28 protein-coding genes and 1 tRNA gene are annotated in these 23923 nt (G+C 58.9%); 12 read left to right on the top strand and 17 right to left on the bottom strand.

Annotated features, from left to right (window positions below; all coding sequences use genetic code 11):
* Positions 1-37: 37 nt before the first annotated feature.
* Positions 38-114: transfer RNA gene (locus tag GS605_RS07370), tRNA-His, on the top strand.
* Positions 115-208: 94 nt separating this feature from the next.
* Here the strand turns inward: GS605_RS07370 and GS605_RS07365 are convergent.
* The 12 genes from GS605_RS07365 to secG all read right to left on the bottom strand — a co-directional run bounded on the left by GS605_RS07365 (position 209) and on the right by secG (position 9453).
* Positions 209-1015, bottom strand: coding sequence for an ABC transporter permease (locus GS605_RS07365; protein ID WP_171723515.1), 807 nt, complete (start codon positions 1013-1015; stop codon positions 209-211).
* On the bottom strand, positions 1012-1899 hold the full coding sequence (locus GS605_RS07360; protein WP_171170555.1) for an ABC transporter permease: 888 nt from the start codon (positions 1897-1899) through the stop codon (positions 1012-1014). The genes GS605_RS07365 and GS605_RS07360 overlap by 4 nt, the downstream gene beginning before the upstream one ends.
* Before the next feature lie 82 nt (positions 1900-1981).
* Positions 1982-2731, bottom strand: coding sequence for a transporter substrate-binding domain-containing protein (locus GS605_RS07355; RefSeq protein ID WP_171723514.1), 750 nt, complete (start codon positions 2729-2731; stop codon positions 1982-1984).
* Positions 2732-2764: 33 nt separating this feature from the next.
* Positions 2765-3541: an ATP-binding cassette domain-containing protein gene (locus tag GS605_RS07350; RefSeq protein WP_171723513.1), complete on the bottom strand. Its 777-nt coding sequence runs from the start codon at positions 3539-3541 to the stop codon at positions 2765-2767.
* A gap of 109 nt (positions 3542-3650) precedes the next feature.
* The gene (locus tag GS605_RS07345; protein ID WP_216600134.1) at positions 3651-4409 is read right to left on the bottom strand and encodes a phosphate/phosphite/phosphonate ABC transporter substrate-binding protein; all 759 of its coding nucleotides are present in this window, start codon (positions 4407-4409) and stop codon (positions 3651-3653) included.
* A gap of 5 nt (positions 4410-4414) precedes the next feature.
* Positions 4415-4852, bottom strand: a complete 438-nt coding sequence (locus GS605_RS07340) for a TerB family tellurite resistance protein (RefSeq protein WP_152457569.1) — start codon at positions 4850-4852, stop codon at positions 4415-4417.
* Between the two features lie 20 nt (positions 4853-4872).
* The gene (locus tag GS605_RS07335) at positions 4873-5322 is read right to left on the bottom strand and encodes a TerB family tellurite resistance protein (RefSeq protein WP_171633393.1); all 450 of its coding nucleotides are present in this window, start codon (positions 5320-5322) and stop codon (positions 4873-4875) included.
* Between the two features lie 42 nt (positions 5323-5364).
* Positions 5365-5658, bottom strand: a complete 294-nt coding sequence (locus GS605_RS07330; RefSeq protein WP_171723657.1) for a DUF1330 domain-containing protein — start codon at positions 5656-5658, stop codon at positions 5365-5367.
* Positions 5659-5733: 75 nt separating this feature from the next.
* Positions 5734-6510, bottom strand: a complete 777-nt coding sequence (locus GS605_RS07325) for an isocitrate lyase/phosphoenolpyruvate mutase family protein (RefSeq protein ID WP_171723511.1) — start codon at positions 6508-6510, stop codon at positions 5734-5736.
* A gap of 168 nt (positions 6511-6678) precedes the next feature.
* Positions 6679-7161, bottom strand: a complete 483-nt coding sequence (locus tag GS605_RS07320) for a bacterioferritin (RefSeq protein WP_152457573.1) — start codon at positions 7159-7161, stop codon at positions 6679-6681.
* Positions 7162-7283: 122 nt separating this feature from the next.
* Positions 7284-8927 carry a CTP synthase gene (locus tag GS605_RS07315; protein WP_171723510.1) on the bottom strand — a complete coding sequence of 548 codons (1644 nt, stop codon included), beginning with the start codon at positions 8925-8927 and terminating at the stop codon, positions 7284-7286.
* A gap of 160 nt (positions 8928-9087) precedes the next feature.
* Positions 9088-9453 carry a preprotein translocase subunit SecG gene (secG, locus tag GS605_RS07310; protein ID WP_171723509.1) on the bottom strand — a complete coding sequence of 122 codons (366 nt, stop codon included), beginning with the start codon at positions 9451-9453 and terminating at the stop codon, positions 9088-9090.
* A gap of 151 nt (positions 9454-9604) precedes the next feature.
* On the opposite strand from secG, the gene nthA reads away from it, so the two are divergent.
* The 5 genes from nthA to GS605_RS07285 all read left to right on the top strand — a co-directional run bounded on the left by nthA (position 9605) and on the right by GS605_RS07285 (position 12975).
* Entirely contained in the window at positions 9605-10219 is a 615-nt protein-coding gene (gene nthA, locus GS605_RS07305) for a nitrile hydratase subunit alpha (RefSeq protein WP_171633382.1), read from the top strand.
* Positions 10216-10893 carry a nitrile hydratase subunit beta gene (gene nthB / locus GS605_RS07300; protein WP_171723508.1) on the top strand — a complete coding sequence of 226 codons (678 nt, stop codon included), beginning with the start codon at positions 10216-10218 and terminating at the stop codon, positions 10891-10893. Before nthA ends, nthB begins: the two co-directional genes overlap by 4 nt.
* A complete protein-coding gene (locus GS605_RS07295; RefSeq protein WP_171723507.1) occupies positions 10890-11219 on the top strand; it encodes a nitrile hydratase accessory protein in 330 nt (109 codons plus the stop codon). Before nthB ends, GS605_RS07295 begins: the two co-directional genes overlap by 4 nt.
* Positions 11220-11443: 224 nt before the next feature.
* A complete protein-coding gene (locus GS605_RS07290; protein WP_171723506.1) occupies positions 11444-12739 on the top strand; it encodes an adenylosuccinate synthase in 1296 nt (431 codons plus the stop codon).
* On the top strand, positions 12739-12975 hold the full coding sequence (locus tag GS605_RS07285) for a DUF2842 domain-containing protein (RefSeq protein WP_171228487.1): 237 nt from the start codon (positions 12739-12741) through the stop codon (positions 12973-12975). The genes GS605_RS07290 and GS605_RS07285 overlap by 1 nt, the downstream gene beginning before the upstream one ends.
* A gap of 242 nt (positions 12976-13217) precedes the next feature.
* On the opposite strand, the gene GS605_RS07280 is transcribed toward GS605_RS07285, so the two are convergent.
* On the bottom strand, positions 13218-14906 hold the full coding sequence (locus GS605_RS07280; RefSeq protein WP_171723505.1) for a hypothetical protein: 1689 nt from the start codon (positions 14904-14906) through the stop codon (positions 13218-13220).
* A 123-nt stretch (positions 14907-15029) separates the two neighbouring features.
* On the opposite strand from GS605_RS07280, the gene GS605_RS07275 reads away from it, so the two are divergent.
* On the top strand, positions 15030-15737 hold the full coding sequence (locus tag GS605_RS07275; protein WP_171633369.1) for a thiamine diphosphokinase: 708 nt from the start codon (positions 15030-15032) through the stop codon (positions 15735-15737).
* On the opposite strand, the gene GS605_RS07270 is transcribed toward GS605_RS07275, so the two are convergent.
* The 4 genes from GS605_RS07270 to GS605_RS07255 are packed head-to-tail and all read right to left on the bottom strand — an operon-like array spanning position 15682 to position 19158.
* On the bottom strand, positions 15682-16596 hold the full coding sequence (locus tag GS605_RS07270) for a DMT family transporter (RefSeq protein ID WP_171723504.1): 915 nt from the start codon (positions 16594-16596) through the stop codon (positions 15682-15684). The genes GS605_RS07275 and GS605_RS07270 overlap by 56 nt on opposite strands.
* Before the next feature lie 45 nt (positions 16597-16641).
* Positions 16642-17058 carry a GFA family protein gene (locus tag GS605_RS07265; protein WP_171633363.1) on the bottom strand — a complete coding sequence of 139 codons (417 nt, stop codon included), beginning with the start codon at positions 17056-17058 and terminating at the stop codon, positions 16642-16644.
* Positions 17059-17081: 23 nt separating this feature from the next.
* The gene (locus GS605_RS07260; protein ID WP_171633361.1) at positions 17082-18455 is read right to left on the bottom strand and encodes an L-serine ammonia-lyase; all 1374 of its coding nucleotides are present in this window, start codon (positions 18453-18455) and stop codon (positions 17082-17084) included.
* A gap of 1 nt (position 18456) precedes the next feature.
* Positions 18457-19158 carry a glutathione S-transferase family protein gene (locus tag GS605_RS07255; protein WP_171633358.1) on the bottom strand — a complete coding sequence of 234 codons (702 nt, stop codon included), beginning with the start codon at positions 19156-19158 and terminating at the stop codon, positions 18457-18459.
* Between the two features lie 167 nt (positions 19159-19325).
* Here GS605_RS07255 and rpiA point away from each other — a divergent pair, with 167 nt between their 5' ends.
* From rpiA to GS605_RS07230, 5 genes are all read left to right on the top strand, one after another.
* Positions 19326-20114, top strand: a complete 789-nt coding sequence (gene rpiA / locus GS605_RS07250; protein WP_171723503.1) for a ribose-5-phosphate isomerase RpiA — start codon at positions 19326-19328, stop codon at positions 20112-20114.
* Positions 20115-20240: 126 nt separating this feature from the next.
* Complete coding sequence (gor, locus tag GS605_RS07245; protein WP_171723502.1) at positions 20241-21599, top strand: glutathione-disulfide reductase; 1359 nt, start codon at positions 20241-20243, stop codon at positions 21597-21599.
* 72 nt (positions 21600-21671) lie between these two features.
* On the top strand, positions 21672-22814 hold the full coding sequence (gene hflK, locus GS605_RS07240; protein WP_171723501.1) for an FtsH protease activity modulator HflK: 1143 nt from the start codon (positions 21672-21674) through the stop codon (positions 22812-22814).
* Complete coding sequence (gene hflC / locus GS605_RS07235; RefSeq protein WP_171633347.1) at positions 22814-23710, top strand: protease modulator HflC; 897 nt, start codon at positions 22814-22816, stop codon at positions 23708-23710. Before hflK ends, hflC begins: the two co-directional genes overlap by 1 nt.
* Positions 23710-23904, top strand: coding sequence for a DUF2065 domain-containing protein (locus tag GS605_RS07230; protein ID WP_171633344.1), 195 nt, complete (start codon positions 23710-23712; stop codon positions 23902-23904). Before hflC ends, GS605_RS07230 begins: the two co-directional genes overlap by 1 nt.
* Positions 23905-23923 lie beyond the last annotated feature (19 nt).

The raw sequence follows: 23923 nt of genomic DNA, 5'->3' as shown, positions 1-23923 counted from the left end.
TTCCGCGGGCGTGTTCGGTACATCGCCCCTCACGAGTGCCGCCTTAGCTCAGTTGGTTAGAGCGCTGGATTGTGGATCCAGAGGTCCCCTGTTCAAGCCAGGGAGGCGGTACCACTTCTCCCCTTTTGAATGTGCTAAAAAACGTGTGGGCGCGCGGTGATTGGCGTTGATTTGGTTTGGTGTCCAGACGTGACTGGCGCGCCGAAACTCAGCGCGCCAGGTTCAATTTGAACCGCATTTTGGCCCGTTTTGCGACCGGTAGGTGCCGGTTCAGGCGTTTGTTTATCAGGCCAAAGCCCCCGACGATTACCAGCGTCAGCAGGATGAAATAGAACGCCAGTATCGGGTATGGGATGAACGGGTTGAACGTCTTGTCCGCAAAGTAACTGGCGTAATACAGGGCGTCTCCGCGTTGCTGCCAGGCCGGGAAGGCTGAAAAGAAGACCAGCGTTGTCGCGTGGAAAAGAAAGATTGCTTCGTTTGTGTAGGCAGGCCAGGCAAGCCGCAACATGGTGGGCCAGACGATCCGGCGAAAACGGGCCCAGCCTGACATGCCATAGGCATCTGCGGCTTCGATATCGCCCTTGGGAATGGACCTTAGCGCTCCGTAAAAGATCTCGCCTGAATAGGCGGCAGTGTTGAGGAACAGCACGATCAGCGCCCCCAGCCAGGCCGAGGTGAAGGCGTCGAACATCGGGTTGGATTTCTTCAGCGACAGGAACAGGAAATAAGCGAAGAAAAACTGGATAAACAAGGGCGAGCCGCGAAACAGGAAAATGAACCATTCCGAAGGCTTGCGAAGCCATTTGTTTGCTGACGCCTTGCCGACGGCCAGGGCCGTGGCCAGAAAGAAGCCGGTCGCCAGCGCCACGATCCCGAAATAGACATTCCAGATCATCCCCGACCCGATCAGCGTGAACTGTTCGCACAGGGTGAAGTCACTTTTGGGCAGTAGCCGCTCGCCGAGACCCACGGACCGAAGGCCGTAATCTTGAATCGTCTGCAAGCAGCTCATGCCGTGGTCTCCTTGCGCAGAAGCTCGCCGCCGGACGTGGCCTGCCCGTGGGATAGTTTCCGCATCAGCTTTTCAAGCCCAAGTTCAGACACGCGCGTCATGCCGAGGTAGAAGACAAGCAGGAACAGGAAGTACCACATGCGCCAGTCGCCATGCGGATACTGGGTGAACTTGGACGTCTTGGTGCCGCCAAGTTCGCGGGCCCAATATACGATGTCTTCGATCCCCAGCAGGAACAGCAGCGGAGTAGCCTTGATGAGAACCATCCAAAGATTCGACAGGCCGGGCAGGGCATAAACCCACATCTGCGGCACAAGGATGCGCCAGAAGGTCTGACGACGGGACATGCCATATGCTTCGGCGGTTTCAAGCTGCGCGTGGGGCACGGCGCGCATTCCACCAAACAGAACGTTTGCCGCAAACGCCCCGAAAACAATCGAGAAGGTAACGACGGCCAGGAAGAAGCCATAGGTTTCATGCACCCATTCCGGTGCAGTCCCCAATGGCAGCTTGGCCGCCTGACAGACGATAAAGTCATTTCCCTGCCGGATCGGGTCGGTCCATTCGGGGCACAATATCTTGTGCCGCGTCCATTCGAACGCCTGATCCAACGCTATCACGAAAAACAGGAAGAAAGCGATGTCCGGGACACCGCGCACGATGGCAATATACCCTTTGCCCAGCCAGCTCAGGGGCGGGAAATGTGATCGGGCGGCCATTGCGCCAACAAAACCAAACGCCAATGCGACCGGCGCGGTCACCGCCAGCAATCCCAACACCTTGAGGAACGACAGGTAGAAGGACCAGTGCACGCCGTTGGTCAGGTAGCAGGAGAACCAGCGGAATGTTCCGAGCGTGTCAGGGTCAGCGCAATAGGAAAACATGAAGCGTCTTTCGAACGTCATACCCGGTTATTCCACCGGGCAGGGTTCGGCGCGATGGACGCGCCGAACCGCTTGATACGGATTAGTTTGTAACGACCGAACCGTCAGCGTTGTAGGTCGGAACGCCTTCGCCGAACCACTTGATGATCAGTTCATTCAACGAACCGTCCGCTTTCATCGATGTGATCGCCTCATCAAACTTTCCACGCAGTTCGCCATCCGATTCACGGATGCCCAGCCCGATGCCACCGCCCAGCGGCACGTCATCACCCACGAAGACCAGCTCTCCGGCGGATTCCTCGACGATCGGCACCAGGAAGTCCTTGTCGGCAAACACGGCATCGGCTTCACCGTTGCGCACGGCTGCGATGGTTTCTTCCGGAGTTGCAAACTCGACTAGTGTCGCGCCCGACTCGGCTACGTGGCCTGCCTGAATGGTGGCGGTCTGTGCGGCAACGACGCCGGTGGAGACATCAACATCCTCGGACGCACCGACATAGGCCGAAGCCGCAGGCGGGAAGTAGTTCTGGGTGAAGTCGATGACTTCGTCACGTTCGTCGGTGATCGACATGCCTGCGATGATGGTGTCGTAGTTGCCCGAGACCAGGTTCGGAATGATCGAATCCCAGTCGTTCTTGACCCATTCACATTCCAGATTTGCGCGCTTGCACAGTTCGTCGCCGACTTCACGCTCGAAGCCGTCGATTTCGCCCGCATCATTGATGAAGTTGTACGGAGGGTAGGCGCCCTCGGTCCCCATGCGGACCGTGTCGGCCATGGCGATACCGGCGGTCAGGGCCAGTGCGGCAGTGGACAGAATCAGATTTTTCATTGGTTGCTCCCCAGTTTGGTTCTGTTTTTGAAGTTAAGCCGCCTGAGTGGCGGAGAGAAAACCCCGAAGCCGTACGGATTCAGGAGATGTGAAGATATCTTCCGGCGTGCCTTCTTCCTCGATCAGGCCCTGGTGCAGGAACACCACGTGGCTTGAAATGTCGGCGGCCATTTTCATGTCATGCGTTACGATGATCATGGTGCGCCCTTCGGCGGCCAGGTCCTTGATCACCTTTATCACTTCCTGTTCCAGTTCAGGGTCCAAAGCCGAAGTCGGTTCATCAAACAGCAGGGCTTCGGGTTCCATGCACAGGCCGCGGGCGATGGCGGCGCGTTGTTGCTGCCCGCCCGACAATTGCGCCGGATAGGCGTCGCATTTGTCGCCGATGCCAACTTTGTCCAGATACTTGCGCGCGCTGTCTTCAACCTCGGCCCTGTCGCGCCCCAGAACGGTCACTGGGGCCTCCATCACATTTTGCAGGATGGTCATATGAGCCCAAAGATTGAACTGTTGAAACACCATCGACAGGTTGGTGCGTATGCGCAGAACCTGTTTGGAGTCGGCGGGGCGGCGCCCGTACTTTTCCCCGGACCATTTGACAGGCTCACCCTTGAAAAGGATTTCTCCTTGCTGGCTGTCCTCCAAAAGGTTGCAGCACCGCAAAAGCGTCGATTTGCCGGATCCAGACGACCCAATCAGTGATACCACGTCACCGCGATGTGCCGTGATATCGACCCCCTTCAACACCTCTAGATTTCCGAAGCTTTTGTGAAGGTCTTTGATTTCGATGACGGGGGCAGTTTCTGTCACGGGCAGTCCAGTGGTTGGTGGTGTTGGTGCGGTACTAGGACCGAAAAAAAAGGTCAATGCAATGCGCAAATGACAGAATCAAGCGGAGAAACATCCAAACTGGCCAAAATCAGTCGTCAAATTGGGCAGTCGCTGATCCGCTATCTTTGGGAGAAGGCGGAGTGGGGACCGCCAGGTAGTGCGCCGCGGGAATATCGATCAACCCGCGTATATGCAGAAATTGTTGGTCGTCGTCGCACAGCTGGTCAATTGCGGCCCGAACAGCGCCTGCAATGACCTGCGGATTCTGACTCATCGATGTGATGTAAGGAAGGGTCGGAGTCGGAGTCGTTGTTGCCAGTTCGCGCAGTTTGGTTCCCAAATTGCTATGTTGTTGCAGCATCAGCCACGTCAACATGTCCAGCGCGGCAAAGTCCGCTTTGCCACCTGCGACGGCTTGGGCAGACAGCGCATGCCCGCCGGTTTCCAACAGTCCGGCGGGGTGCAGGTTTGCCTGGATCATATGTGTGATCGGGGCTGCCCAGCCGGATTGGGACAAGCCCTCATTATACGCGAAAACCCCTGTGCTCAGCCCCGCCAGATCCCGGTCGTCGTCATTCCGTGCCACAAAGACCGAGCAATAGTATCCGGGGGGACATCCAGGCAGGTCATAGTCCGGAGTGCCAACCAGTTGCACGTGACCATGCAATCGGGTTCGAAACGGCATGCCGCAGGTTTGTGCCAGAATCAGGTTTGGGTCCTGCCAGACCGCCCATTCGTCTTTATCGCGGGTAAGGGTTTGGGGGCCTGACTCAAGTTGCGCGCGAATCAAGCTCCAGAACCTGTCATTGGCGGCTTGCAGGGGGGGCATGTCATACATGCCCAGCATGGCAATCACGATTTTGCAGCCTTTTGCCGTGCCAAAGCGGAATCCACGTCACTTACGCCCAGAAGACTGACCACCAGACGCAGCAGCGAATCTTCCTCGCTGGTGCGGTGCCCATCGGCCAATGCCACGGACCACAGCGCCTGAACGACCGCAAGCCGATCTTCATAGGCAACCGCCTCTTTGATGGCTCGGGTAAAGCGGACGGTGTCCGGGGCCTCGGCCTCAAGATCTTCGGCGCGGGCACGCAGGGCGGCGCATTCGAACGGGGACAGGCCATAGCGTTGCGCCGAAATTCGGTCGATACGGGCCATTTCGGTATCGGAATAGTCATTGTCGGACCGCGCCAGACGCACCAGCAGGGCCGTAAGGGCCAGGCGGGCATCATCGTCGACAAGAGGATCGGGCTGAGGCTGCGTAAGCCTGGAAAGAAACTCACTGAACATGCGTTAGATATAGCGAGCGTCTAACCCACATCCAAGCGGCTTTGAACGCGTTCACGCGCAGCCTTGCTGTCGTTAAAGCTTAACCCCATGGCAACGCGGGCTTCCTCGACGATTTTCACCTCGCCTTCGTCGGTGTTTCCATCTGCCAGGACAACTTCCCACAGCGCATCCAGAGCGGCCAGGCGTTCCTTCAGATCCGTGGTCTCGCGGATCAGCTTGCCGAAGGTATCGGTATCCGGCGCGGCCGCATGAAGCTTTTCGCAAGTGGCGCGCACCTTGGCTGCTTCGATTGCGTTATGCTGGTAAAGACGGGCCAGGATTTTGTCGATCAGGCGGATCTCTTCCAGCTTGTAGTCCCGATCAGCCTGCGCCACGCGCACCATGAGCGCGCCCAGAGCAAGTTCGGCATCCGGGTCCGGAAGATGTTCATGCTGGGGCGGTCTGAGCGCCTGAAGGAACTTTTTCAACATGGTAAAAGATTATTCCATATTTTGTGGTGCGCCAAGCGTAGTCTACCCGTCATAGCCCTGAATGATCACAAGATCGCCCATCGATACCGGGGCGCGCAGTGCTTTGGCTTTCTGGTATGCTTCGCTTTCGTAACAGGCAAGCGCATCCTCATAGCTGGGAAATTCGATCACAACGGTCCGGGCGCGCGCTGCGCCTTCCTTCACTTCGCGCTTTCCTCCGCGTGTCAGAAAGCGCGCACCATAAGCTTTATAGGGCTCCGCATTTGCAGCAATGTAGGTCTTGTACGTGTCCATGTCGTCCACATCGACATGTGCAACCCAATAGCCTTTCATCAGGCTTGCCTCCTGTTCGGTTTCAAAAGCAGGGTGATGAGAAGTGGCGGCAATTGCAATCCCACAACTTCAGGGTGATCAGTCGCGGTAGTGAATAGCGGCGTGTGCCTGATCTGTTAACCACTTGATCATCTGACGATAAGGAACCGGGCCATAGCTGACGCGCGCCACCCCAAGTTCAGCCAGGCGGAGAGTGCCGGGGGTGCCGGGCAGGGCGATGATGTTGACTGGCAGGTTGGTACGCTCGCACAGATGGCCGATCATCGCCTCGTCTTTCAGCCCCGGAGCAAAAAAACCGCTGGCACCCGCTGCCTCATAGGCCGAAGCACGGGCAATGGCGTCGTTCAGCATGGCCTCATCATGTGTTTTTGCCGGGGCCTTCAGGAAAATGTCAGTTCTTGCGTTGACATAGGCAGGTATGCCCACGTCTTCGCAGGCCGCGCGCATGGCTTCGATACGTTTGGCCTGAACCGCTGTATCGTACAGCCCGTCGCCGCCGATGATCTGATCTTCGAAGTTGAAACCAACCACGCCGCAATCCAGCGCACGCTTGACGTTTTGCGCAATGCCCTGTGGATCTTCGGCATATGCCCCTTCGAAATCCAGTGTCACCGGAAGATCAACCGCTGCAACGATGCGGCGCGCATTGTCCAATGCGGTCTCAAGCGGGATGTTCTGACCGTCGCCAAAACCCTGTGCCATGGCGACAGGTGCGCTGCCTGTGGCAATGGCTTGCGCGCCAGCATCCCGCACCGCGCCGGCACTGCCGGCATCCCAGATGTTGAACAGAATGACGGGGTCGCCCTTTTTGTGAAGGCTGGCAAAGGTCTTCGCGCGTTGGGATTGATCGCTCATCGAGGCTCTCCTGTCGTGGTGTGATCAACAGTTAACCCCATGAGGGCAGACCGAGTAGAGGTTTTTTTGCTCGGCAGCGTCACATTGAAGTGACGGAAACCGCACGGCCCGGTCCACGGCAAGATGGTCCGGGCCATGCTGGTGCATGGGCAAACGGCGGTGCGTGCCTCAGGCTTCTTCTGCCGCGCCGGATACAAATTTTGCGCTGAAGTTGGCCTCACCCAAACGCTTCAACAGGTTCAGCTGAGTGTCCAGCCAGTCCTTGTGGCCTTCTTCTTCCAGCAAGATGCGTTCGAACAGGGTCCTTGACCCGACATCGCCGACCTCGGCGGCCTGCAACGCGGCCTTGGTATAGAAGTCGACCGCCTCGGTTTCATCCTTCAGGTCCGCGGCAAACATGTCTTCCAGAGACCCCGCTGCGACTGGACTTTTCTGAAACGCAAGCTCGGGCACGCCGCCAAGGAACAGGATACGCTCGATGAACGCGTCGGAGTGACCCAATTCTTCCTGCATTTCAGCGCGCATTTTTTCGGCAAGGATGTCCAGCCCCCAGTCCTCCAGCACATGGGCATGCAGCTGGTACTGGTGCGCTGCCGTCAGCTCCATATGAAGCGCTTGCTGGAGGTTGGTAATCGTTGTTGCGTTGCTCATCGGAAATCTCCTGAAACTCTGAACGGCATAGAGCCTGCGAAGCAGAAATTCTGCTTGCACATACAGTTAAGAGATCAGCCCGCACAAAACAACGCGGGGTGACAGTCCGACACAGCCCAGGGTCAGACCAGGCGAGAAGTGTCTTTCGCAGCGCGCACGAAATCGCGGAACAGGGGATGCGGGTCGAACGGTTTGGACTTCAGTTCCGGGTGGTACTGCACGCCGATGAACCATGGGTGATCTGACCATTCTACGATTTCTGGCAGGCGTCCGTCCGGCGACATGCCCGAGAAGTTGAGCCCGGCCTTTTCAAGCTGCTCACGGTACTTGATGTCCACTTCATAGCGGTGACGGTGGCGCTCTTCGATCTGTGTGCCGCCATAAACTTCAGCGACTTTCGATCCTTCTGCCAGCACCGCATTGTAAGCGCCCAGGCGCATGGTGCCGCCCTTGTCGTCACCGACCTTGCGTTCGACCTTGTGATTGCCCTGCACCCATTCCTTCAGATGGTACACGACAGGTTCAAAACGTTTCTTCCCGGCTTCGTGGTCGAATTCTTCCGAACCAGCTTCCTTGATGCCAGCCGCATTTCGGGCGGCCTCGATCACGGCCATCTGCATCCCAAGGCAGATGCCCAGGTAGGGGACTTTTTGCTCGCGCGCATATTGCGCGGCCTTGATTTTGCCCTCTGTGCCGCGTTCGCCAAAGCCTCCGGGGACGAGGATGGCGTGGAAACCCTCAAGATGGGGGGCGACGTCTTCGTTGTCGAACACCTCGGCGTCAACCCATTCGACCTTGACCTTGACCCGGTTGGCCATGCCGCCATGGGTCAGCGCCTCGGCAATCGATTTATAGGCGTCTTCAAGCTGCGTATACTTGCCTACGATGGCGACCTTCACTTCGCCCTCGGCGTTGTGGATGCGGTCGCTGACGTCTTCCCATTTTGCCAGATCGGGTTTGGGCGCTGGGCTGATCTGGAACGCGTCCAGAACGGCCTGATCCAGACCTTCGCGGTGATAGGCCAGCGGCGCGTCATAGATGGTGCTCAGGTCCTGCGCTGCGATCACGCTGTCGGGGCGCACGTTACAGAACAGCGCCAGTTTCTCGCGCTCCTTGGTCGGGATCGGACCTTCAGAGCGACAGACCAGAATATCCGGCGCCAGACCGATCGAGCGCAGTTCCTTCACCGAGTGCTGAGTCGGTTTGGTTTTCAGCTCGCCCGAGGCCTTGATATAAGGCAGCAGCGTCAGGTGCATGAAGATGCACTGCCCGCGCGGCTTGTCCTGACTGAACTGGCGGATCGCCTCGAAAAACGGTAGGCCCTCAATATCGCCCACGGTGCCACCGATTTCGCACAGCATGAAATCAACCTCATCCTCGCCGATGGCGATGAAATCCTTGATCTCGTTGGTGACGTGCGGGATCACCTGAATGGTCTTACCCAGATAGTCCCCGCGGCGTTCCTTTTCGAGCACGTTGGAATAGATCCGCCCCGAACTGACCGAGTCGGTCTTGCGCGCGGCCACGCCGGTGAATCGTTCGTAATGGCCCAGGTCCAGATCGGTTTCGGCCCCGTCATCGGTGACGAACACTTCGCCATGTTCAAACGGAGACATCGTGCCGGGATCGACGTTCAGATAGGGGTCCAGCTTGCGCAGCCGCACCGAATATCCCCGGGCTTGCAAAAGCGCGCCCAACGCCGCCGAAGCCAGTCCTTTGCCCAAGGACGAAACCACACCACCAGTGATGAAAATAAATCGCGCCATAGTTTTTCGGCTGCTCCCGTGAGACGTCAAAATCAGCTGCCCGACGGTTTCGAAAAACCGCTGCATCACGGGACTTCACGTATAAAGGATTCGCGCCAAAAGCGCAAGAGAACCGCAAGATGCTGTTGCAGTCCTCTTCCATGTTTCTAGGTTTTGTAGGTCAGTCGGCCTGCGGGATCAGCGGCGCGTTGTCGCCCTGTGCAGGCGGCAGAAGGTCATCCGCCGACGGAATTGCCGGAGTATTTTCTTCGTTTGAAGCCGGAGCCGGCACGCCCAAACGGTCGATCACCGAGCTGCCCGAAGATTTCTGCGCCGCCAGAATGGTCAGCGTGATCGAGGTCACGATGAAGCAAGCGGCAAGGATCCAGGTCAGTTTGCCCAAAGCGGTCGCTGCTGCACGGCCTGTCATGGCTCCGCCACCACCGCCACCCATGCCAAGGCCACCGCCTTCGGACCGCTGCATCAGAACAACGGCAATCAAGCCTAGGGCCAAAAGAAGGTGGATGATGAGAACGACGTTTTCCATGGTGTTCCTGTACAGCGTGGCGTGTATCGCGTGGTATCTATGCAAGTTTGCCAGCGGGGGCAAGTAAGGAGTTCGCATCACCGCACGTGATATGTCATATCACGTCAAAGGGACTGGACAGAACGCCGATGCGTGACGCAGGCTGCGGCCCATGCCTCATGACGACCACGACCACCCGCACGCCCTTTTGCCGCCCGAACCCGCGCTGCGCGTCAAAGCGCTGGAAACGATTCTGACCCGCAAGGGCTTGATCGACCCGGCGGCTCTGGACGAAATCATAGACACCTATCAGAACAGGATTGGCCCGCAGAACGGCGCGCGGGTGGTTGCCAAAGCCTGGAGCGACCCAGCTTTCAAGGCCGCTCTGCTGGAAGACGCCACCTCGATGGTCGCGGATCTTGGTTACTATGGACGCCAGGGCGAACACATGGTTGTTGTCGAGAACACGCCAACCCGACACAACATGGTCGTCTGCACCTTGTGCAGCTGCTATCCTTGGCCGTTGCTGGGTATCCCGCCGGGCTGGTACAAATCTGATGCCTACCGTGCCCGAGCGGTGCGTGAACCCCGCAAGGTACTGGCCGAATTCGGCCTCACCCTGCCTGAAGACACTTCGGTGCGGGTGTGGGATTCGACCGCCGAGGTTCGCTATCTCGTTCTGCCGATGCGTCCCGATGGAACTGATGGGATGAGCGAGGAGGCGCTTGCCGCACTTGTGACACGTGACAGCATGATCGGCACGGGTTTGCCGAAGGCCCCTTCATGACCCGCGTTCACGATATGGGCGGCCGCTTTGGAGATGGTCCGATAAATCCCGAGGCCGAGGACGCGCCGGTTTTTGCCGAAGACTGGCACGCACGGGCGCTGGCAGTGACACTTGCATCCGGCTTTCTGGGGCAGTGGAATATCGACGTATCCCGCCACGCAAGGGAACGGTTGTCGCCAAAGGACTATACCCGGTTTTCATATTACGAGAAATGGATTTCGGGCCTGGCGGACCTGTTGGTAGAACACGGCGTTCTTTCCCTGGATGACCTGCGCAGCGGCGGAGAGGATGGGCCGCATCCGTTGGCAGAACGGATGCTCAAGGCGGACGCCGTGTCAGCCGCTCTGGCCAAAGGTGGACCGGCGGACAGATCTTCGAACGTGGCGGTGCAGTTTTCTGTCGGTCAACAGGTGGTCACGACCCGTCCGGCGGGAAATCGCATTGTGGATGGCGGGCACACGCGCCTGCCGAATTATGCGTCCGGTGCCAGGGGGCGAATACTGCGCCTGCACGGAACCCATGTCCTGCCCGATTCCAATGCTCATGGGCTGGGCGAAGCGCCTGAACCGATCTATGCCGTGGTCTTCCCCGCATCGGAACTTTGGACCAGCCCGGAGCATCCGGATGACGAAGTGGTACTGGATCTCTGGCAAAGCTATCTGGAACCGGCATGAGCGGCTGCAACGAACATTCAGCCCCAGAACCGGTGTTTGCCGAACCCTGGCACGCTCAGGTCTTTGCCGTCACCGTTGCCCTGAACGAGGCCGGGCGGTTCGAATGGGCGGATTGGGCGGCCCGGTTCTCGGACACGTTGAAGCGCCACGGGCTCGCGCGAGAGCTGGACGGCGGCGACGACTATTTCCGTGCATGGCTGGAAACGCTCGAAGGGTTGCTGGCCGAGCAGGGCGTCTCGTCGCCGCAGGAGGTGAAAGGGCTACATAAATCTTGGGAAAAGGCTTATCTGACGACACCTCATGGGCAACCGGTGCATCTGCGTTGATGCCGGGCAGGGGGCTCTGCCCCCGCCGCCCGTTCCGTGCGGCTCCCCCGGGATATTTTCAGCCAGATGAAGCAGGGGATCCGCTTTTCATCTGGCCATAAATATCCCCGCCGGAGGCATCGCGTGTTCGCGCGATTTTCATCTGCGGCGAAATATCGGTTTCCCTGCCGTTTCCGCCCAGCTATATGAGCCGGGTTTGATAACTCAGCGCAAAAGGACCGGATATGGCCAACGTGGTTGTTGTCGGCGCCCAGTGGGGTGACGAAGGAAAAGGCAAGATCGTCGACTGGCTCAGCGAACGGGCGGACGTGATCGCGCGTTTTCAGGGCGGGCATAATGCCGGACATACGCTGGTGATTGATGGCGAAGTTTACAAGCTGCACGCTCTGCCGTCCGGTGTCGTGCGCGGCGGTAAGCTGAGCGTCATCGGCAACGGCGTGGTGTTGGACCCTTGGCATCTGGTCAAGGAAATCGCGACCATCCAGGCACAAGGTGTAGAGATCACCCCCGATACGCTGATGATTGCCGAGAACACCCCGTTGATCCTGCCGATCCACGGTGAATTGGATCGCGCTCGTGAAGAGGCGGCCAGCAAGGGGACCAAGATCGGCACAACAGGTCGTGGGATTGGACCGGCCTATGAAGACAAGGTCGGGCGTCGTTCTGTTCGTGTCGCGGATCTGGCGGATGAAGCCACGCTCGAGGCTCGGGTGGACCGTGCTTTGCAGCACCATGACCCGCTGCGCAAAGGTCTGGGAATCGAACCGGTCGACCGCGACGCGCTGATTGCCCAATTGAAAGAGATCGCGCAGAGCATCCTGCCTTTTGCCGCACCTGTGTGGAAAGTGCTGAACGAAAAGCGCAAAGCCGGAAAACGCATCCTTTTCGAAGGGGCGCAAGGCGCGCTGTTGGACATCGATTTCGGCACCTATCCATTTGTGACCTCGTCCAACGTGATCGCAGGCCAGGCCGCGACAGGGGTGGGGATTGGACCGGGATCGATCGACTTTGTGCTGGGGATTGTAAAAGCCTACACCACCCGTGTCGGTGAAGGCCCATTCCCGACCGAACTTGAGGATGCGGATGGTCAGCGCCTTGGGGAACGCGGGCATGAGTTCGGAACAACGACAGGTCGCAAGCGCCGCTGTGGCTGGTTTGATGCGTGCCTGGTCCGTCAGACCTGCGCGACCAGTGGCGTGAACGGTATCTCATTGACAAAGCTGGATGTTTTGGACGGGTTTGAAACGCTTAAAATCTGCACCGGATATGAGCTGGATGGCCAACGGCTGGACTATCTGCCCACCGCGGCCGATCAACAGGCACGGTGCACCCCCATCTATGAAGAAATGCCGGGCTGGAGCGAATCCACTGAAGGCGCGCGCAGCTGGGCCGAATTGCCCGCCAACGCAATCAAGTATGTGCGCCGGGTGGAAGAGCTGATCGAATGCCCTGTGGCCCTTTTGTCCACCAGCCCGGAGCGGGACGACACCATTCTGGTGACCGACCCGTTTGCAGATTGATGAACAAAGAGCAGAAAACAGGCCTGAGCTACAAAGCGCGCCGGCGCTGGTCGTTGGTTATACTTGTGATCGGCCTGCCACTTTACATTGTGGCGGTGGTGACGGTTTTGAACTGGCTGGAGCGCCCCCCGATATGGGTGGAACTTCTGGTCTATATCGTTCTTGGCATTCTTTGGGCCCTGCCGTTCAAGTTCGTTTTTCGCGGCGTTGGCAAAGAGGACCCGGATCAATCCTGAGCCGGGCTTGGCACTGCAAAAGATTAAGCGGGCAAACGCCGTGCGTGTAAACGCGCGCAATTATACGTGGGTTCTGTGACTTTGCTGAATTGAGCCGGGCTATTGCTCGGACCAAGGCGGCTGGTCGGGCCCGGCACAATGGGCAACGCTGGGTCGTGTTTAACAGCGGGCGTTTGTCTCTGGACGTGCCATAGCAAAAGGGCCGGGGTTCACCCGGCCCTTTTTGTCAATTGGCGCGGCAGTCAGCCGACTGCGCGCTCATCATCAGGACGGAAGCCGATCAGGTCAGAGGCCGCAAAACGGCCGCCGCCGGCTTTTTCGATTTTTCCATCGCGCAGCAGCTGTCCGAAGGAACGCAGGCTTTCTTCGCGATTGAACTCATCCTGCTTCAAAGAACGAACCTTGTTCATCAGTTGCGGGCGCGAGAATTGTTGCTGTCCTTCGATGAAAGACAGGTAGGCCGCAGCCGCTTCAAGCAGGTCCTGAAGCGACTGTGCACCCTGATCTTGTGCGAATTGCGCAAAACCGCCTTCTTCCGACCCGGTTTCTTCTGCCTGAGTGGTCACGCGACGCGGCATCACGGGGCCGTTGGATTCGCTTTGATCGTCCACGCGCTGCTCGGCAACCAGCTTCAACGGAGCCGGAGCGTCTGCTTCCGGGCGTATGCTGGTCACGTTTACTTCGGGGCGGCGCGGGCTGACCGCTGACGCAAGATCAACGCGATACTCATCAACAGGCGAGGTGTTCGGGGCCGGTTGGTCATCACGGTCGGCCTCGGTCGCGGCAACGGCGGTGCGAAGGTGCGAATAGGTTTCTCGCGCGTCGCTGCTGGACGGATCCTCCATATGTTCACCGGTTTTGGCCATCAGTCGCGAGATATCCTGATCAGGATCGGCGTCATCCGTCAGTTTTTGGCTAGAACGGCCTGCCATGTCTTTTTCGATTTCGGAAATCTCGGACAGCAGCTGAATTTCGTCCTCTTCCGACAATACTCCTTGCGCCTGATCGTCTTGCGGCTCGTCACTTGCTTCATCTTCGGATTCGATCGCCACGTCTTCGACGTTGAGGATGTTTGGAACATCCTCCTCGTCGGTATCCTCTTCAAGATCCGAGAACAGGGGCTCAGCAGGAAGCTGCGCGGAGTCGGTTGCGACCTTGATATCTTCATCCCGCAGGTGGTCGGGGGTCAGCTGCACCTGCTGTTCGGAATTGTTTTCGATTTTCGGCTCGGCGGATTCGAAGGCCTGGTTTTCAGATACTGCCGGCGCGTCGTCTTGTACGTCTTCGGCGTCAAGCGCTTGCAGATCCTCGATTTCCGAAGCCTCGGGCCGGGTAGGTTCAGCAAAGTCTTCTTCGTTGAGAGCGCCTGCTTCGAACGCGGCGGCCACGGCGTCCACTGGGGGGGCGGTGTTGGCCAGCAGCGAAGATTCCTCGTCTTCGGAATAGGCAGTGGAGGGGACGTCCGAATGGGAAACAACGGCCCGGATGCGTTGCAGTTTTGCGGCAATGCTGTCGGCCGGCGGAGATGTGGTGGCGTCGACGGCCTCCGCGTCCGTGAACGCGGTCCGCCCCGGGCTTGCTTGGGTATATTCGGGAGGGGGGGTGGTCATGGCATCTGCATTTTGCGCTTGCGGGACCGGTGCGTCAGACGCGACCGGTGCCGGGGCTTCGGTGTTTGGAGCGGCACGCAGCAGAAGCCCGGATTCGTTTTGGCTGGCTTCGACGCGTTGCGATGCGTCGCGGCGTGCGATACGGGTCAGCATTTCGGCGTCTGGTTGTGGAGGCTCTGAGCCGAAGTAACGATCATCCGCGGCAAGATCGCGGAAATATTCGGCAATGGCTTTCATCGTTTCAAAGGAATCGTCGAATCCTTCCAAAGTGCAGGAGAAGGTTCCATATGAAACGGTTAATACCTTGTTATTCTGTACCATCAGACGCACGTCCTTTACAAACTACGAGAGCCCACTTACCCGGAATCGGGAGCACACGAAGGCTCTGAACTTTATGCATGAACCTATCATTTTGTGGTCTTAATGTGTCCAAATCCGGGAAAAATGGCCAATCTTAGGAAAAATGAACCAATTGTACGCTCTGCCGATCCAATCGGGCTGTTTGGGGGTGGTTTTGTAGGTTCCGAGGACCTGAATTTGGTGCTGAACCGCGTCACTTCAGTCGTAGCGGCGGATGGTGGGGCGGCAGTTCTGACAGAATCAGGCCGGATTCCGGACGCGGTCATCGGGGATTTCGATTCGCTGGACAAAGCAACAAAAGCCAAAATCCCGTCTGACCGGCTTTTTGCCATTCGTGAACAGGACAGCACCGATTTCGACAAGGCCTTGCGCAATGTGCAGGCCCCACTGGTTTTGGGGGCCGGTTTTCTGGGCGGACGGCTTGATCATCAGCTTGCTGTTCTGAACGTGCTGGTCAGACGTCAGGAACAGGCCTGCATTCTGCTGGGCGCGCATGAGGTGGTGTTTCACGCGCCTCGCCAAATCCGGCTGCCGGTTTTGCCCGGGGATGTGGTGTCGCTGTTTCCAATGCGCCCTGTGACCGGGCGCAGCACCGGGCTGGAATGGCCCATCGACGGCCTGCGGTTGCAACCGGACGACCGGGTGGGCACCTCTAATCGCGCGCTGTCAGTGGTTGAATTGCAGATGGATGGCCCGGGCCTGTTGGTGATGGTTCCCCGCGCCGCACTCGATCCGCTCATGCAGGTGTTTCTGTCGGGGCAGAGCGAGCGGTGGCCCGTTCGCGAAGAATAACGTACAAACCGGCGGCGACGGTGATCATGATCCCAACCGCTGCCAGTCCGTCAGGCAGGTCGCTGAAGATTGCCCAGCCAATCAGGGTTGCCACCGGGATTTCCAGATATTGCATCGGGGCCAGCGTGGCCGAAGGTGCATAGCGCAGCGACCATGTCATCAGCAGATGCGCGACAGTTCCCAGAATGCCGATAGCGATCAGCAGCCAAAACATGTCGGGGGCGGGCAAGGCGGCTGACAGGTTCCAGATACCAAGCGATGTTCCGATCACAAGGACAGGAACCAGCCCCACAGTGGCCATGACACCAGACACCGCCTGCAAGGAAATCGGATCAGTTTCCTTGGCGATTTGCCGCGTGACCAGCATGAAAAGGGCAAAGACCACGGCAACGATCAACGGCAGCAGGGCAGGTAAGCCCACCTCGGCAAAGCTGGGCTGGATGACCAGAAGTGTGCCGATGAAACCGACGATGCAGGCCACGAGGCGCCGCGCGCCGACCTCTTCGCCCAGAACGTATCTGCCCAGCAGCAACATGATGAACGGCATGACAAAGGCAATGGCGACCGCATCAGCCAGGGGCAGGAACTGCAACGCACTGAACATCGCGGTTATGCCGATGATGTGCAGCAGCGTGCGGATGATTGTCAGGCGCAGGATGCGCCCGTGCATCCGCCAGGGCCGGCCTGTCATCATCACCAGCGGAATGAGAATCAGCGCTTGCACCGCGAACCGGGCTGCAACCAGCAAACCCAACGGTGTCGTTTCGCCCAACAGCTTTGCCATCGCATCCCCCAAGGGTGCAAGCACGCAAAAACCGAGCATCAAAAAGATGCCCAAGACGGGACGATCCTGAGTCATGCGCGCGACGCTATCTGCTTCGCGGCGCGGTGGAAAGGTCGAATGTCAGGCGTCGGGCAGGGGGTGAACCTTTGTGTAATCCGGTCCGGTGCAGGTGGGCAGGTTGTCATCCAGATGCAGCCAGCTCAGTCTTTCCTCATGAGCCACGTGCAATGTGGGCTGCATTGCCTCGGGGGTCTCCAAAGTGGCGACGTATAGATGCAGCACATCCGACATTTTGGCCGAGCGGAACGAGATTGGCGTGCCACAATCCGGGCAAAAGCTGCGCTCGACTCCGGGCGAAGAGTTGAAGCGTTTCGGCTCTTCTCCGATCCAGCGCCAGTGACCGTCACGAACTGCGAAATAGGTTGTCATCGGCGCGGCGCATTGTCGTCGGCAGCTGTCGCAATGACAGGTGACGCAGGACAGGGAAGGAGGGTCGATCTCGTACTTGATGCTGCCGCACAGGCAATGTCCACGCATATCGACCCCCATTTGTTGCGATATCAGCAGTTTGGCACGTTCACGGCCAATCCGCCAAGCGAGGTTTCCTTGTATTTTTCGTGCATGTCATGGCCGGTCTGACGCATCGTCTCGATCACCGCATCCAGCGGCACGAAATGCTCTCCATCCCCGCGAAGGGACAAAGACGCAGCGGACACAGCCTTGATGGCCCCCAGCCCGTTGCGTTCGATACAGGGCACCTGAACCAGCCCTGCGACGGGATCGCAGGTCATGCCCAGATGATGCTCCAACGCGATCTCGGCGGCGTTTTCAACCTGTTCGGGCGTACCGCCCATCACGGCGCAGAGCCCCGCCGCGGCCATGGCTGATGCGCTGCCGACCTCGGCCTGACACCCCGCTTCGGCACCCGAGATGGACGCATTGTATTTGACCAGCCCGCCAATCGCGGCCGCGGTCAGAAGGAAATCTTCGATATGGCTCTCCGAGGCACCGGGAACGTGATCCAGGTAATAGCGCAGCACCGCAGGAAGAACGCCCGCTGCCCCGTTGGTCGGTGCCGTTACGACTTGCCCACCGGCGGCGTTTTCTTCGTTGACCGCCATGGCGTAGACGCTCATCCAGTCGTTGATCGTGTGCGGCGCGGTCAGGTTCATGCCGCGTTCGGCGATCAGCGCGTCATAGATACCCTTTGCCCTGCGTCGCACTTTCAGCCCGCCGGGCAGAATGCCGTCGGTCCTCAAACCCCGTTCGATACAGGCATTCATGACGTCCCACAGACGAGCGCATCCTTTGGCGAAACTGTCGGCGCAGCCGCGCGCGATCTCATTGGCGCGCTTCATCTCGGCGATGGTTTTGCCGCTGGACTTGGCCATCTCAAGCATTTCAGCCGCGGATTTGAACGGGAACGGCACCGGTGCGCCCTCATCCGTTGCCTTGCCTTCGGCCAGTTCTTCTTCGGTCAGGACAAAGCCGCCACCGATGGAATAGAATACCTGGCGCAGGATCACGTCCCCCTGCGCGTCCGTGGCCATCAGGATCATCCCGTTGGCGTGTCCCGGCAGGTTGGTGTCATAGTCGAAGATCAGGTCTGTTTTGGGATCGAACTGAAGCGTCGGCAGGCCGTCGGGGGTAACCGTGTGCGTCTTGGCGATATCCGCCAATGCGGCCTCGGCCTTGTTGTTGTCATAGGTGTCCGGAACAAAGCCGGCCAGGCCCAGAATGGTCGCCCGGTCGGTCGCATGGCCGACGCCGGTAAAGGCGAGCGAGCCATGCAGCGAGCCCTTCAGACCCGCAAATTCGAAAGGTGAAGCACGCATCATATCCAGAAAGCGCGCCGCTGCCACCATGGGGCCCATGGTGTGCGAGGAGGACGGGCCGATGCCCACTTTGAACATATCGAAGACAGAGAGGAACATGTCAGGTAGCTGAGCCTTCTAAGGGGTTGGCGTAAATAGGAGAGGTGTACGGTGCGGGGCCCAGGCCCTCAGCCACGATGGCCGTGTGGGTGGCAGGGCGTGTCTCGAGCTGTGCCAGGATGGTTTGCAGGGCCGGGGTGTCGGCCAGCGCATACCAACTGCGATCCGCATCGGCCGGATACAAGGCCATCCAACGCATCATGCAGGCGACATAATAGGTCAAAACCGACGGGCATTCCGCGCAAAACCAGGCTGGTGCGCGTTTTGCCAGCGCGTCCAGCAGTTGCAGGTGCTGCTTCAAACGGGGTCGGATGCCTGCACGCAGGGTATCAGCCTGTGGCGGGGTGATGTATTTCTCGGCATAGAACAGAATGCGCAGATCGGCGTGCAGCGTGTTGGACGCAAAGAACAGCCATTTCAAAAACTCGGTGCGTTCGGGGGCGTCTGCCGCCGGGGCCAGTTGCCCGTGGCGCTCGGACAGCCACAGCAGAATTGCCGCCGTTTCAAAGATCGGCCCTTGCGGAGTTTCAAGCACCGGGATCAGCCCGTTGGGGTTCAATGACCTGTACGCCGCGCTATCCTGTTCGTTTCGACGGCGATCGACCAGCACAGCTTCATAGGGCACACCCATTTCTTCCAGCACCAGCCGGATCACCAGCGAGGCGTTGTCAGGGGCGTAGTGCAGGCGGTATCGGTTCAACATGCGGGCAATCTATATGACAAAGATGAGGGCGTAAGACATGATTGCGACGTTTCCGATAGGAAACGCGCAGTCTTCAGGCATCTTTACGCTTGCCGAACCGCAAAATGTGGTCGCAGTCGCGCGGCGCATTCCCTATAACTCCGGCAGGCCAAACTGGGAAAGCTGCCATGACCGGAGAACTGTCGCCCATCGACACCGCAAAATACGTGGCCGCATGTCGTGCCGCCGAGATGGTCGAGGACGGCATGCGCGTGGGTCTTGGAACGGGATCCACTGCGGCCTGGCTGGTCCGTCGTTTGGGCGAACGGGTGCAAGACGAAGGTCTGCGGATCAAGGGCGTTCCCACGTCCACCCGCACCGCGCAGCTGGCACGCGAAGTCGGGATCGAAGTCATTTCTCTGGATCAGGCCGGGTGGCTGGACATGACCATCGACGGCGCGGATGAATTCGACCCTGACCTGAACCTGATCAAGGGCGGCGGCGGCGCGCATTTGCAGGAAAAGATCGTTGCCACGGCCAGCGATCAGATGGTTGTCATCGCAGATGCCGGGAAAGAGGTGGAAACGCTGGGTGCTTTCCCCTTGCCGGTCGAGGTTGTTCCATTTGGCTGGCAAACCACGCGAACACTGATCGAAGAAGCGCTGGACGCGATGGATGTACTTGGAACCTCGTCGGCGCTGCGTATGAATGGCGCGGCCCCGTTCGTGACGGATGAAGGCAATCACATTCTGGACCTGCACCTGAAACGCATCGGCAATCCCCGTCAGATGGCCCTGATCCTCAACCAGGTTCCTGGCGTGGTGGAAAACGGCCTGTTTATCGATATTTGTGACAAGGTCATCATCGGCCACGGCGACGGGCGGGTCGAACTGCGGGATATCAACGCGGGCACCCTGGAACTGGATCAGCTGCTGAGCGGATCCCGTGAAAACCTGTTTTCCGACCAAACGGACTGAGTTTTATGCAAGCCAATCGGACAAGCGTCGGCAAAAGATCGAAAATTCCGCGCCCGGGGGTTGGCACCGGGGTTTTCGCGCCCAGATATCCAGAGGAATTTTGCAAGTTGAACGAAGGAACCCGGCATGAGCTTTGACTATGATCTTTTTGTCATCGGCGGAGGCTCGGGCGGGGTCCGGGCGGCACGCGTGGCGGCGGGTGAAGCCGGTGCAAAGGTCGCGCTGGCTGAAGAAGACCGCTATGGCGGCACCTGTGTGATCCGGGGCTGCGTGCCTAAGAAACTGATGGTCTTTGCCAGTGAATACTCGGGCATGATCGAAGATGCGCAAGCTTATGGTTGGGATGTTCAGCCCGGCGCGTTTGATTGGGGCATGTTTCACGGCAAACTGGTTGCCGAACTGGACCGGTTGGAAGGGATTTATCGCAGCATCCTGAAAAACAACGGCGTTGAAAGCTTTGATCAGCGCGCGCGCCTGGTGGATGCGCACACGGTCGAGCTGGCCGATGGCACCCGAAAAACCGCCAAACACATCTTGATTGCAACAGGCGGTCGACCGGTGGTGCCGGACTTCCCGGGATCGGATCTTGCGATCACGTCGAATGAGATTTTCCATCTGGACAAGCTGCCCGAAAGCATTCTGATTGTTGGTGGCGGTTATATCGCCAGCGAGTTTGCCGGGATCATGAACGGTCTGGGTGTCAAGACCACGCAATTCTACCGCGGTGCGCAGATCCTGCGTGGCTTTGATGAAGAAGCGCGTGGGCTGATCTGCGAAGAGATGCGCCAGAACGGCATCGATGTCCGTCTGGGCACCAATGTGCTGGAAATGGCCAAAGATGGCGACCAGATACGTGTAAAGGCGACGGACGGCACCGAGGATCGTTTTGACGTGGTCATGTACGCCACGGGCCGGGCACCGAATGCCGATAACCTCGGGCTGGAAGAGCTGGGCGTTGAACGTGGGCGCAAGGGCGAGATCGTCGTGGATGAATACAGCCAGACCGCCGTTCCGTCGATCTATGCCATTGGCGATGTGACCGACCGGGTCAACCTGACACCCGTGGCCATCCGCGAGGGTATGGCTTTTGTGGAAACCGTCTTCAAAGGCAACCCAACCCCTGTGGATCACGCGCTGATCCCAACCGCCATTTTCACCCAACCGGAATTCGGCACAGTCGGCCTGAGCGAGGAAGAAGCCTCGGCCCAGGAACCGATCGAGGTGTATGCCACTTCGTTCAAACCGATGCAGAAGGCGTTTGCCGGTGGCACGCAACGGGTTCTGATGAAACTGATCGTGTCTCAGGCCACGCGCAAGGTACTGGGTTGCCATATTGTCGCCCCCGGAGCAGGAGAGATGATCCAGCTGGCCGGAATTGCCGTAAAGATGGGCGCGACAAAGGAAGATTTCGATCGCACGGTTGCAGTACATCCCGTTATGGCGGAAGAACTGGTGACAATGCGGCAACCTGTACGCTGTGCTTGATTTGCAAGCGCGCGCACACAAGTTACAAGTGTGCCCGTGATCACACGGGCCTAAACGAAGGAATTGATACATATGGCGGGCAACAGCGGTGGCCCCTGGGGGGGCGGAGGCTCATCCGGAGGTGGAGGAAATCGGGGCAACAACGGTGACGGGCGCAAGCCCCCCGAAGGCGAAGGCCCGCAGATCCCCGAGATTGATGAGCTGATGAAAAAAGGCCAGGAGCAGCTGCGCGTCCTGATGGGCGGTCGCGGCGGCGGTGGCCGTGGTGGCAGCGGTGGTCAGGGCGGTGGAGGCCCGGCCTTTACCAAAGGTACGGTTGCGATTGGTCTGGTGGCAGCTGCCGTTTTGTGGGGGCTGGCCAGCTTTTATACTGTAAAACCGGAAGAACAGTCAGTTGAGCTGTTTCTGGGCGAGTTTTCGGCCGTGGGTAATCCGGGTCTGAACTTTGCGCCATGGCCGTTTGTCACTGCCGAGGTGATTCCGGTCACCCGCGAACAGACCGAAGATATGGGCGGAGCCCGGGGCAGCGACGATGGCCTCATGCTGACCGGCGACGAAAACGTGGTCGATATCGACTATCAGGTCGTCTGGAACATCAATGACCCGGCCAAGTTCCTGTTCAATCTGCGTGATCCGCGTCAGACGATCCGCGCCGTGTCGGAATCGGCGATGCGCGAGATTATCGCGCAGAGCGAGCTGGCACCAATCCTGAACCGGGATCGCGGTATCATTGCCGAACGCCTTCAGGAACTGATCCAGACGACGATGGACAGCTACGATTCGGGTGTGAACATCATCCGCGTGAACTTTGACAAGGCCGACCCGCCGCAGGACGTGATCGCCGCCTTCCGCGATGTTCAGGCCGCCGCGCAGGAGCGTGACCGGCTGCAAAACGTCGCCGACGCCTACGCCAACCGGGTTTTGGCTGAGGCGCGCGGTGAAGCTGCCCAGGTACTGGAAGAAGCCGAAGCCTACCGCGCACAGCAGATCAACAGCGCTATGGGTGAGGCGAGCCGTTTCAGCGCGGTTCTGGAAGAATATTCCAAAGCGCCTGATGTGACCCGCAAACGTCTGTACCTGGAGCGGATGGAGCAGGTTCTAGGTGACGTGGACAAGATCATTCTGGACGAAAACTCGACCGGATCGGGGCAGGGCGTCGTGCCTTACCTGCCGCTGAACGAACTGCGCCGCAATTCCGGACAGGAGAGCAACTGATGCGTAAAGCGACCTTTATTCTGCCGATCGTTTTCATCGCGATTGTTGGTGTACTGTCCTCAATCTTTATCGTGGATGAACGTGAGCGCGCGTTGGTTCTGCAATTTGGCCGCGTTGTTGCGGTCAAGGAAGAGCCGGGTCTGGCGTTCAAGATCCCGCTGATACAGGAAGTTGTCCGCTATGACGACCGGATCCTGTCCATCGACGTTCAGCCGTTGGAGGTTACGCCTCTGGATGATCGCCGACTGGTGGTTGATGCCTTCGCCCGCTATCGGATTTCCGATCTGGAACAGTTCCGTCAGGCCGTTGGTGTGGGTGGTATTCCGGTCGCCGAAGACCGTCTGGATCGTATCCTGCGCGCTGAAACCCGCGAAGTACTGGGTTCGGTGTCCTCGCGTGACATCCTCAGTTCAGACCGTGCCGCGCTGATGCTGCGCATCCGCAACAGCGCGATTGCCGAAGCGCGCGCGTTGGGCGTGAATGTGATCGACGTGCGTTTGAAGGCGACCGACCTGCCTCAGGCCAACCTTGAGGCCACGTTTGACCGGATGAAAGCCGAGCGTGAGCGTGAAGCCACCGATGAACGCGCACGTGGTAACGAAGCCGCGCAGCGCGTGCGGGCGCAGGCCGACCGGACCGTGGTGGAACTGGTGTCGGACGCCAACCGCGAGGCCGAGATCATTCGCGGTGAAGCTGACGCCGAACGCAACGCCATCTTTGCAGAAGCGTATGGTGCAGACCCGGAGTTCTTCGAATTCTACCGTTCGCTGACCGCGTATGAAAATGCGCTGCAAGGTGGTAATAGCTCAATGATCCTGAGCCCGGATTCCGAGTTTTTCAACTACCTCGCTTCACCAACCGGACGGCGGGCACCGGCGGCTGCGGCGTCTGAATAATGGGTATGATCCTTCTGGCTTTCGGGCTGGTACTGATTGTTGAGGGGCTGGCCTATGCGCTGGCCCCTTCGCTTATCGAGCGGATGCTGGAAGCCTTGCGGGACATGCCAGAGCAAGCCCGGCGCCTGGTCGGATTGCTGTGTGTGATCAGCGGGCTGATCCTGCTTTGGGGCGCGCAACACCTGGGATTTTGACGCTGCGGTTTCACTTGCC

The organism is Ruegeria sp. HKCCD7559 (assembly GCF_013110575.1).
GTDB lineage: Bacteria > Pseudomonadota > Alphaproteobacteria > Rhodobacterales > Rhodobacteraceae > Ruegeria.
This window is presented reverse-complemented; position numbering and strand designations above follow the sequence as displayed.

What these genes read in the sequence shown, in the direction of transcription:
- GS605_RS07365 (WP_171723515.1), bottom strand. Translation starts at nt 1,015, where the DNA reads ATGAGCTGCTTGCAGACGATTCAAGATTACGGCCTTCGGTCCGTGGGT.
- GS605_RS07360 (WP_171170555.1), bottom strand. Translation starts at nt 1,899, where the DNA reads ATGTTTTCCTATTGCGCTGACCCTGACACGCTCGGAACATTCCGCTGG.
- GS605_RS07355 (WP_171723514.1), bottom strand. Translation starts at nt 2,731, where the DNA reads ATGAAAAATCTGATTCTGTCCACTGCCGCACTGGCCCTGACCGCCGGT.
- GS605_RS07345 (WP_216600134.1), bottom strand. Translation starts at nt 4,409, where the DNA reads ATGCTGGGCATGTATGACATGCCCCCCCTGCAAGCCGCCAATGACAGG.
- GS605_RS07340 (WP_152457569.1), bottom strand. Translation starts at nt 4,852, where the DNA reads ATGTTCAGTGAGTTTCTTTCCAGGCTTACGCAGCCTCAGCCCGATCCT.
- GS605_RS07335 (WP_171633393.1), bottom strand. Translation starts at nt 5,322, where the DNA reads ATGTTGAAAAAGTTCCTTCAGGCGCTCAGACCGCCCCAGCATGAACAT.
- GS605_RS07325 (WP_171723511.1), bottom strand. Translation starts at nt 6,510, where the DNA reads ATGAGCGATCAATCCCAACGCGCGAAGACCTTTGCCAGCCTTCACAAA.
- GS605_RS07320 (WP_152457573.1), bottom strand. Translation starts at nt 7,161, where the DNA reads ATGAGCAACGCAACAACGATTACCAACCTCCAGCAAGCGCTTCATATG.
- GS605_RS07315 (WP_171723510.1), bottom strand. Translation starts at nt 8,927, where the DNA reads ATGGCGCGATTTATTTTCATCACTGGTGGTGTGGTTTCGTCCTTGGGC.
- secG (WP_171723509.1), bottom strand. Translation starts at nt 9,453, where the DNA reads ATGGAAAACGTCGTTCTCATCATCCACCTTCTTTTGGCCCTAGGCTTG.
- nthA (WP_171633382.1), top strand. Translation starts at nt 9,605, where the DNA reads ATGCCTCATGACGACCACGACCACCCGCACGCCCTTTTGCCGCCCGAA.
- nthB (WP_171723508.1), top strand. Translation starts at nt 10,216, where the DNA reads ATGACCCGCGTTCACGATATGGGCGGCCGCTTTGGAGATGGTCCGATA.
- GS605_RS07295 (WP_171723507.1), top strand. Translation starts at nt 10,890, where the DNA reads ATGAGCGGCTGCAACGAACATTCAGCCCCAGAACCGGTGTTTGCCGAA.
- GS605_RS07290 (WP_171723506.1), top strand. Translation starts at nt 11,444, where the DNA reads ATGGCCAACGTGGTTGTTGTCGGCGCCCAGTGGGGTGACGAAGGAAAA.
- GS605_RS07285 (WP_171228487.1), top strand. Translation starts at nt 12,739, where the DNA reads ATGAACAAAGAGCAGAAAACAGGCCTGAGCTACAAAGCGCGCCGGCGC.
- GS605_RS07280 (WP_171723505.1), bottom strand. Translation starts at nt 14,906, where the DNA reads ATGGTACAGAATAACAAGGTATTAACCGTTTCATATGGAACCTTCTCC.
- GS605_RS07275 (WP_171633369.1), top strand. Translation starts at nt 15,030, where the DNA reads ATGGCCAATCTTAGGAAAAATGAACCAATTGTACGCTCTGCCGATCCA.
- GS605_RS07270 (WP_171723504.1), bottom strand. Translation starts at nt 16,596, where the DNA reads ATGACTCAGGATCGTCCCGTCTTGGGCATCTTTTTGATGCTCGGTTTT.
- GS605_RS07265 (WP_171633363.1), bottom strand. Translation starts at nt 17,058, where the DNA reads ATGCGTGGACATTGCCTGTGCGGCAGCATCAAGTACGAGATCGACCCT.
- GS605_RS07260 (WP_171633361.1), bottom strand. Translation starts at nt 18,455, where the DNA reads ATGTTCCTCTCTGTCTTCGATATGTTCAAAGTGGGCATCGGCCCGTCC.
- GS605_RS07255 (WP_171633358.1), bottom strand. Translation starts at nt 19,158, where the DNA reads ATGTTGAACCGATACCGCCTGCACTACGCCCCTGACAACGCCTCGCTG.
- rpiA (WP_171723503.1), top strand. Translation starts at nt 19,326, where the DNA reads ATGACCGGAGAACTGTCGCCCATCGACACCGCAAAATACGTGGCCGCA.
- gor (WP_171723502.1), top strand. Translation starts at nt 20,241, where the DNA reads ATGAGCTTTGACTATGATCTTTTTGTCATCGGCGGAGGCTCGGGCGGG.
- hflK (WP_171723501.1), top strand. Translation starts at nt 21,672, where the DNA reads ATGGCGGGCAACAGCGGTGGCCCCTGGGGGGGCGGAGGCTCATCCGGA.
- hflC (WP_171633347.1), top strand. Translation starts at nt 22,814, where the DNA reads ATGCGTAAAGCGACCTTTATTCTGCCGATCGTTTTCATCGCGATTGTT.
- GS605_RS07230 (WP_171633344.1), top strand. Translation starts at nt 23,710, where the DNA reads ATGGGTATGATCCTTCTGGCTTTCGGGCTGGTACTGATTGTTGAGGGG.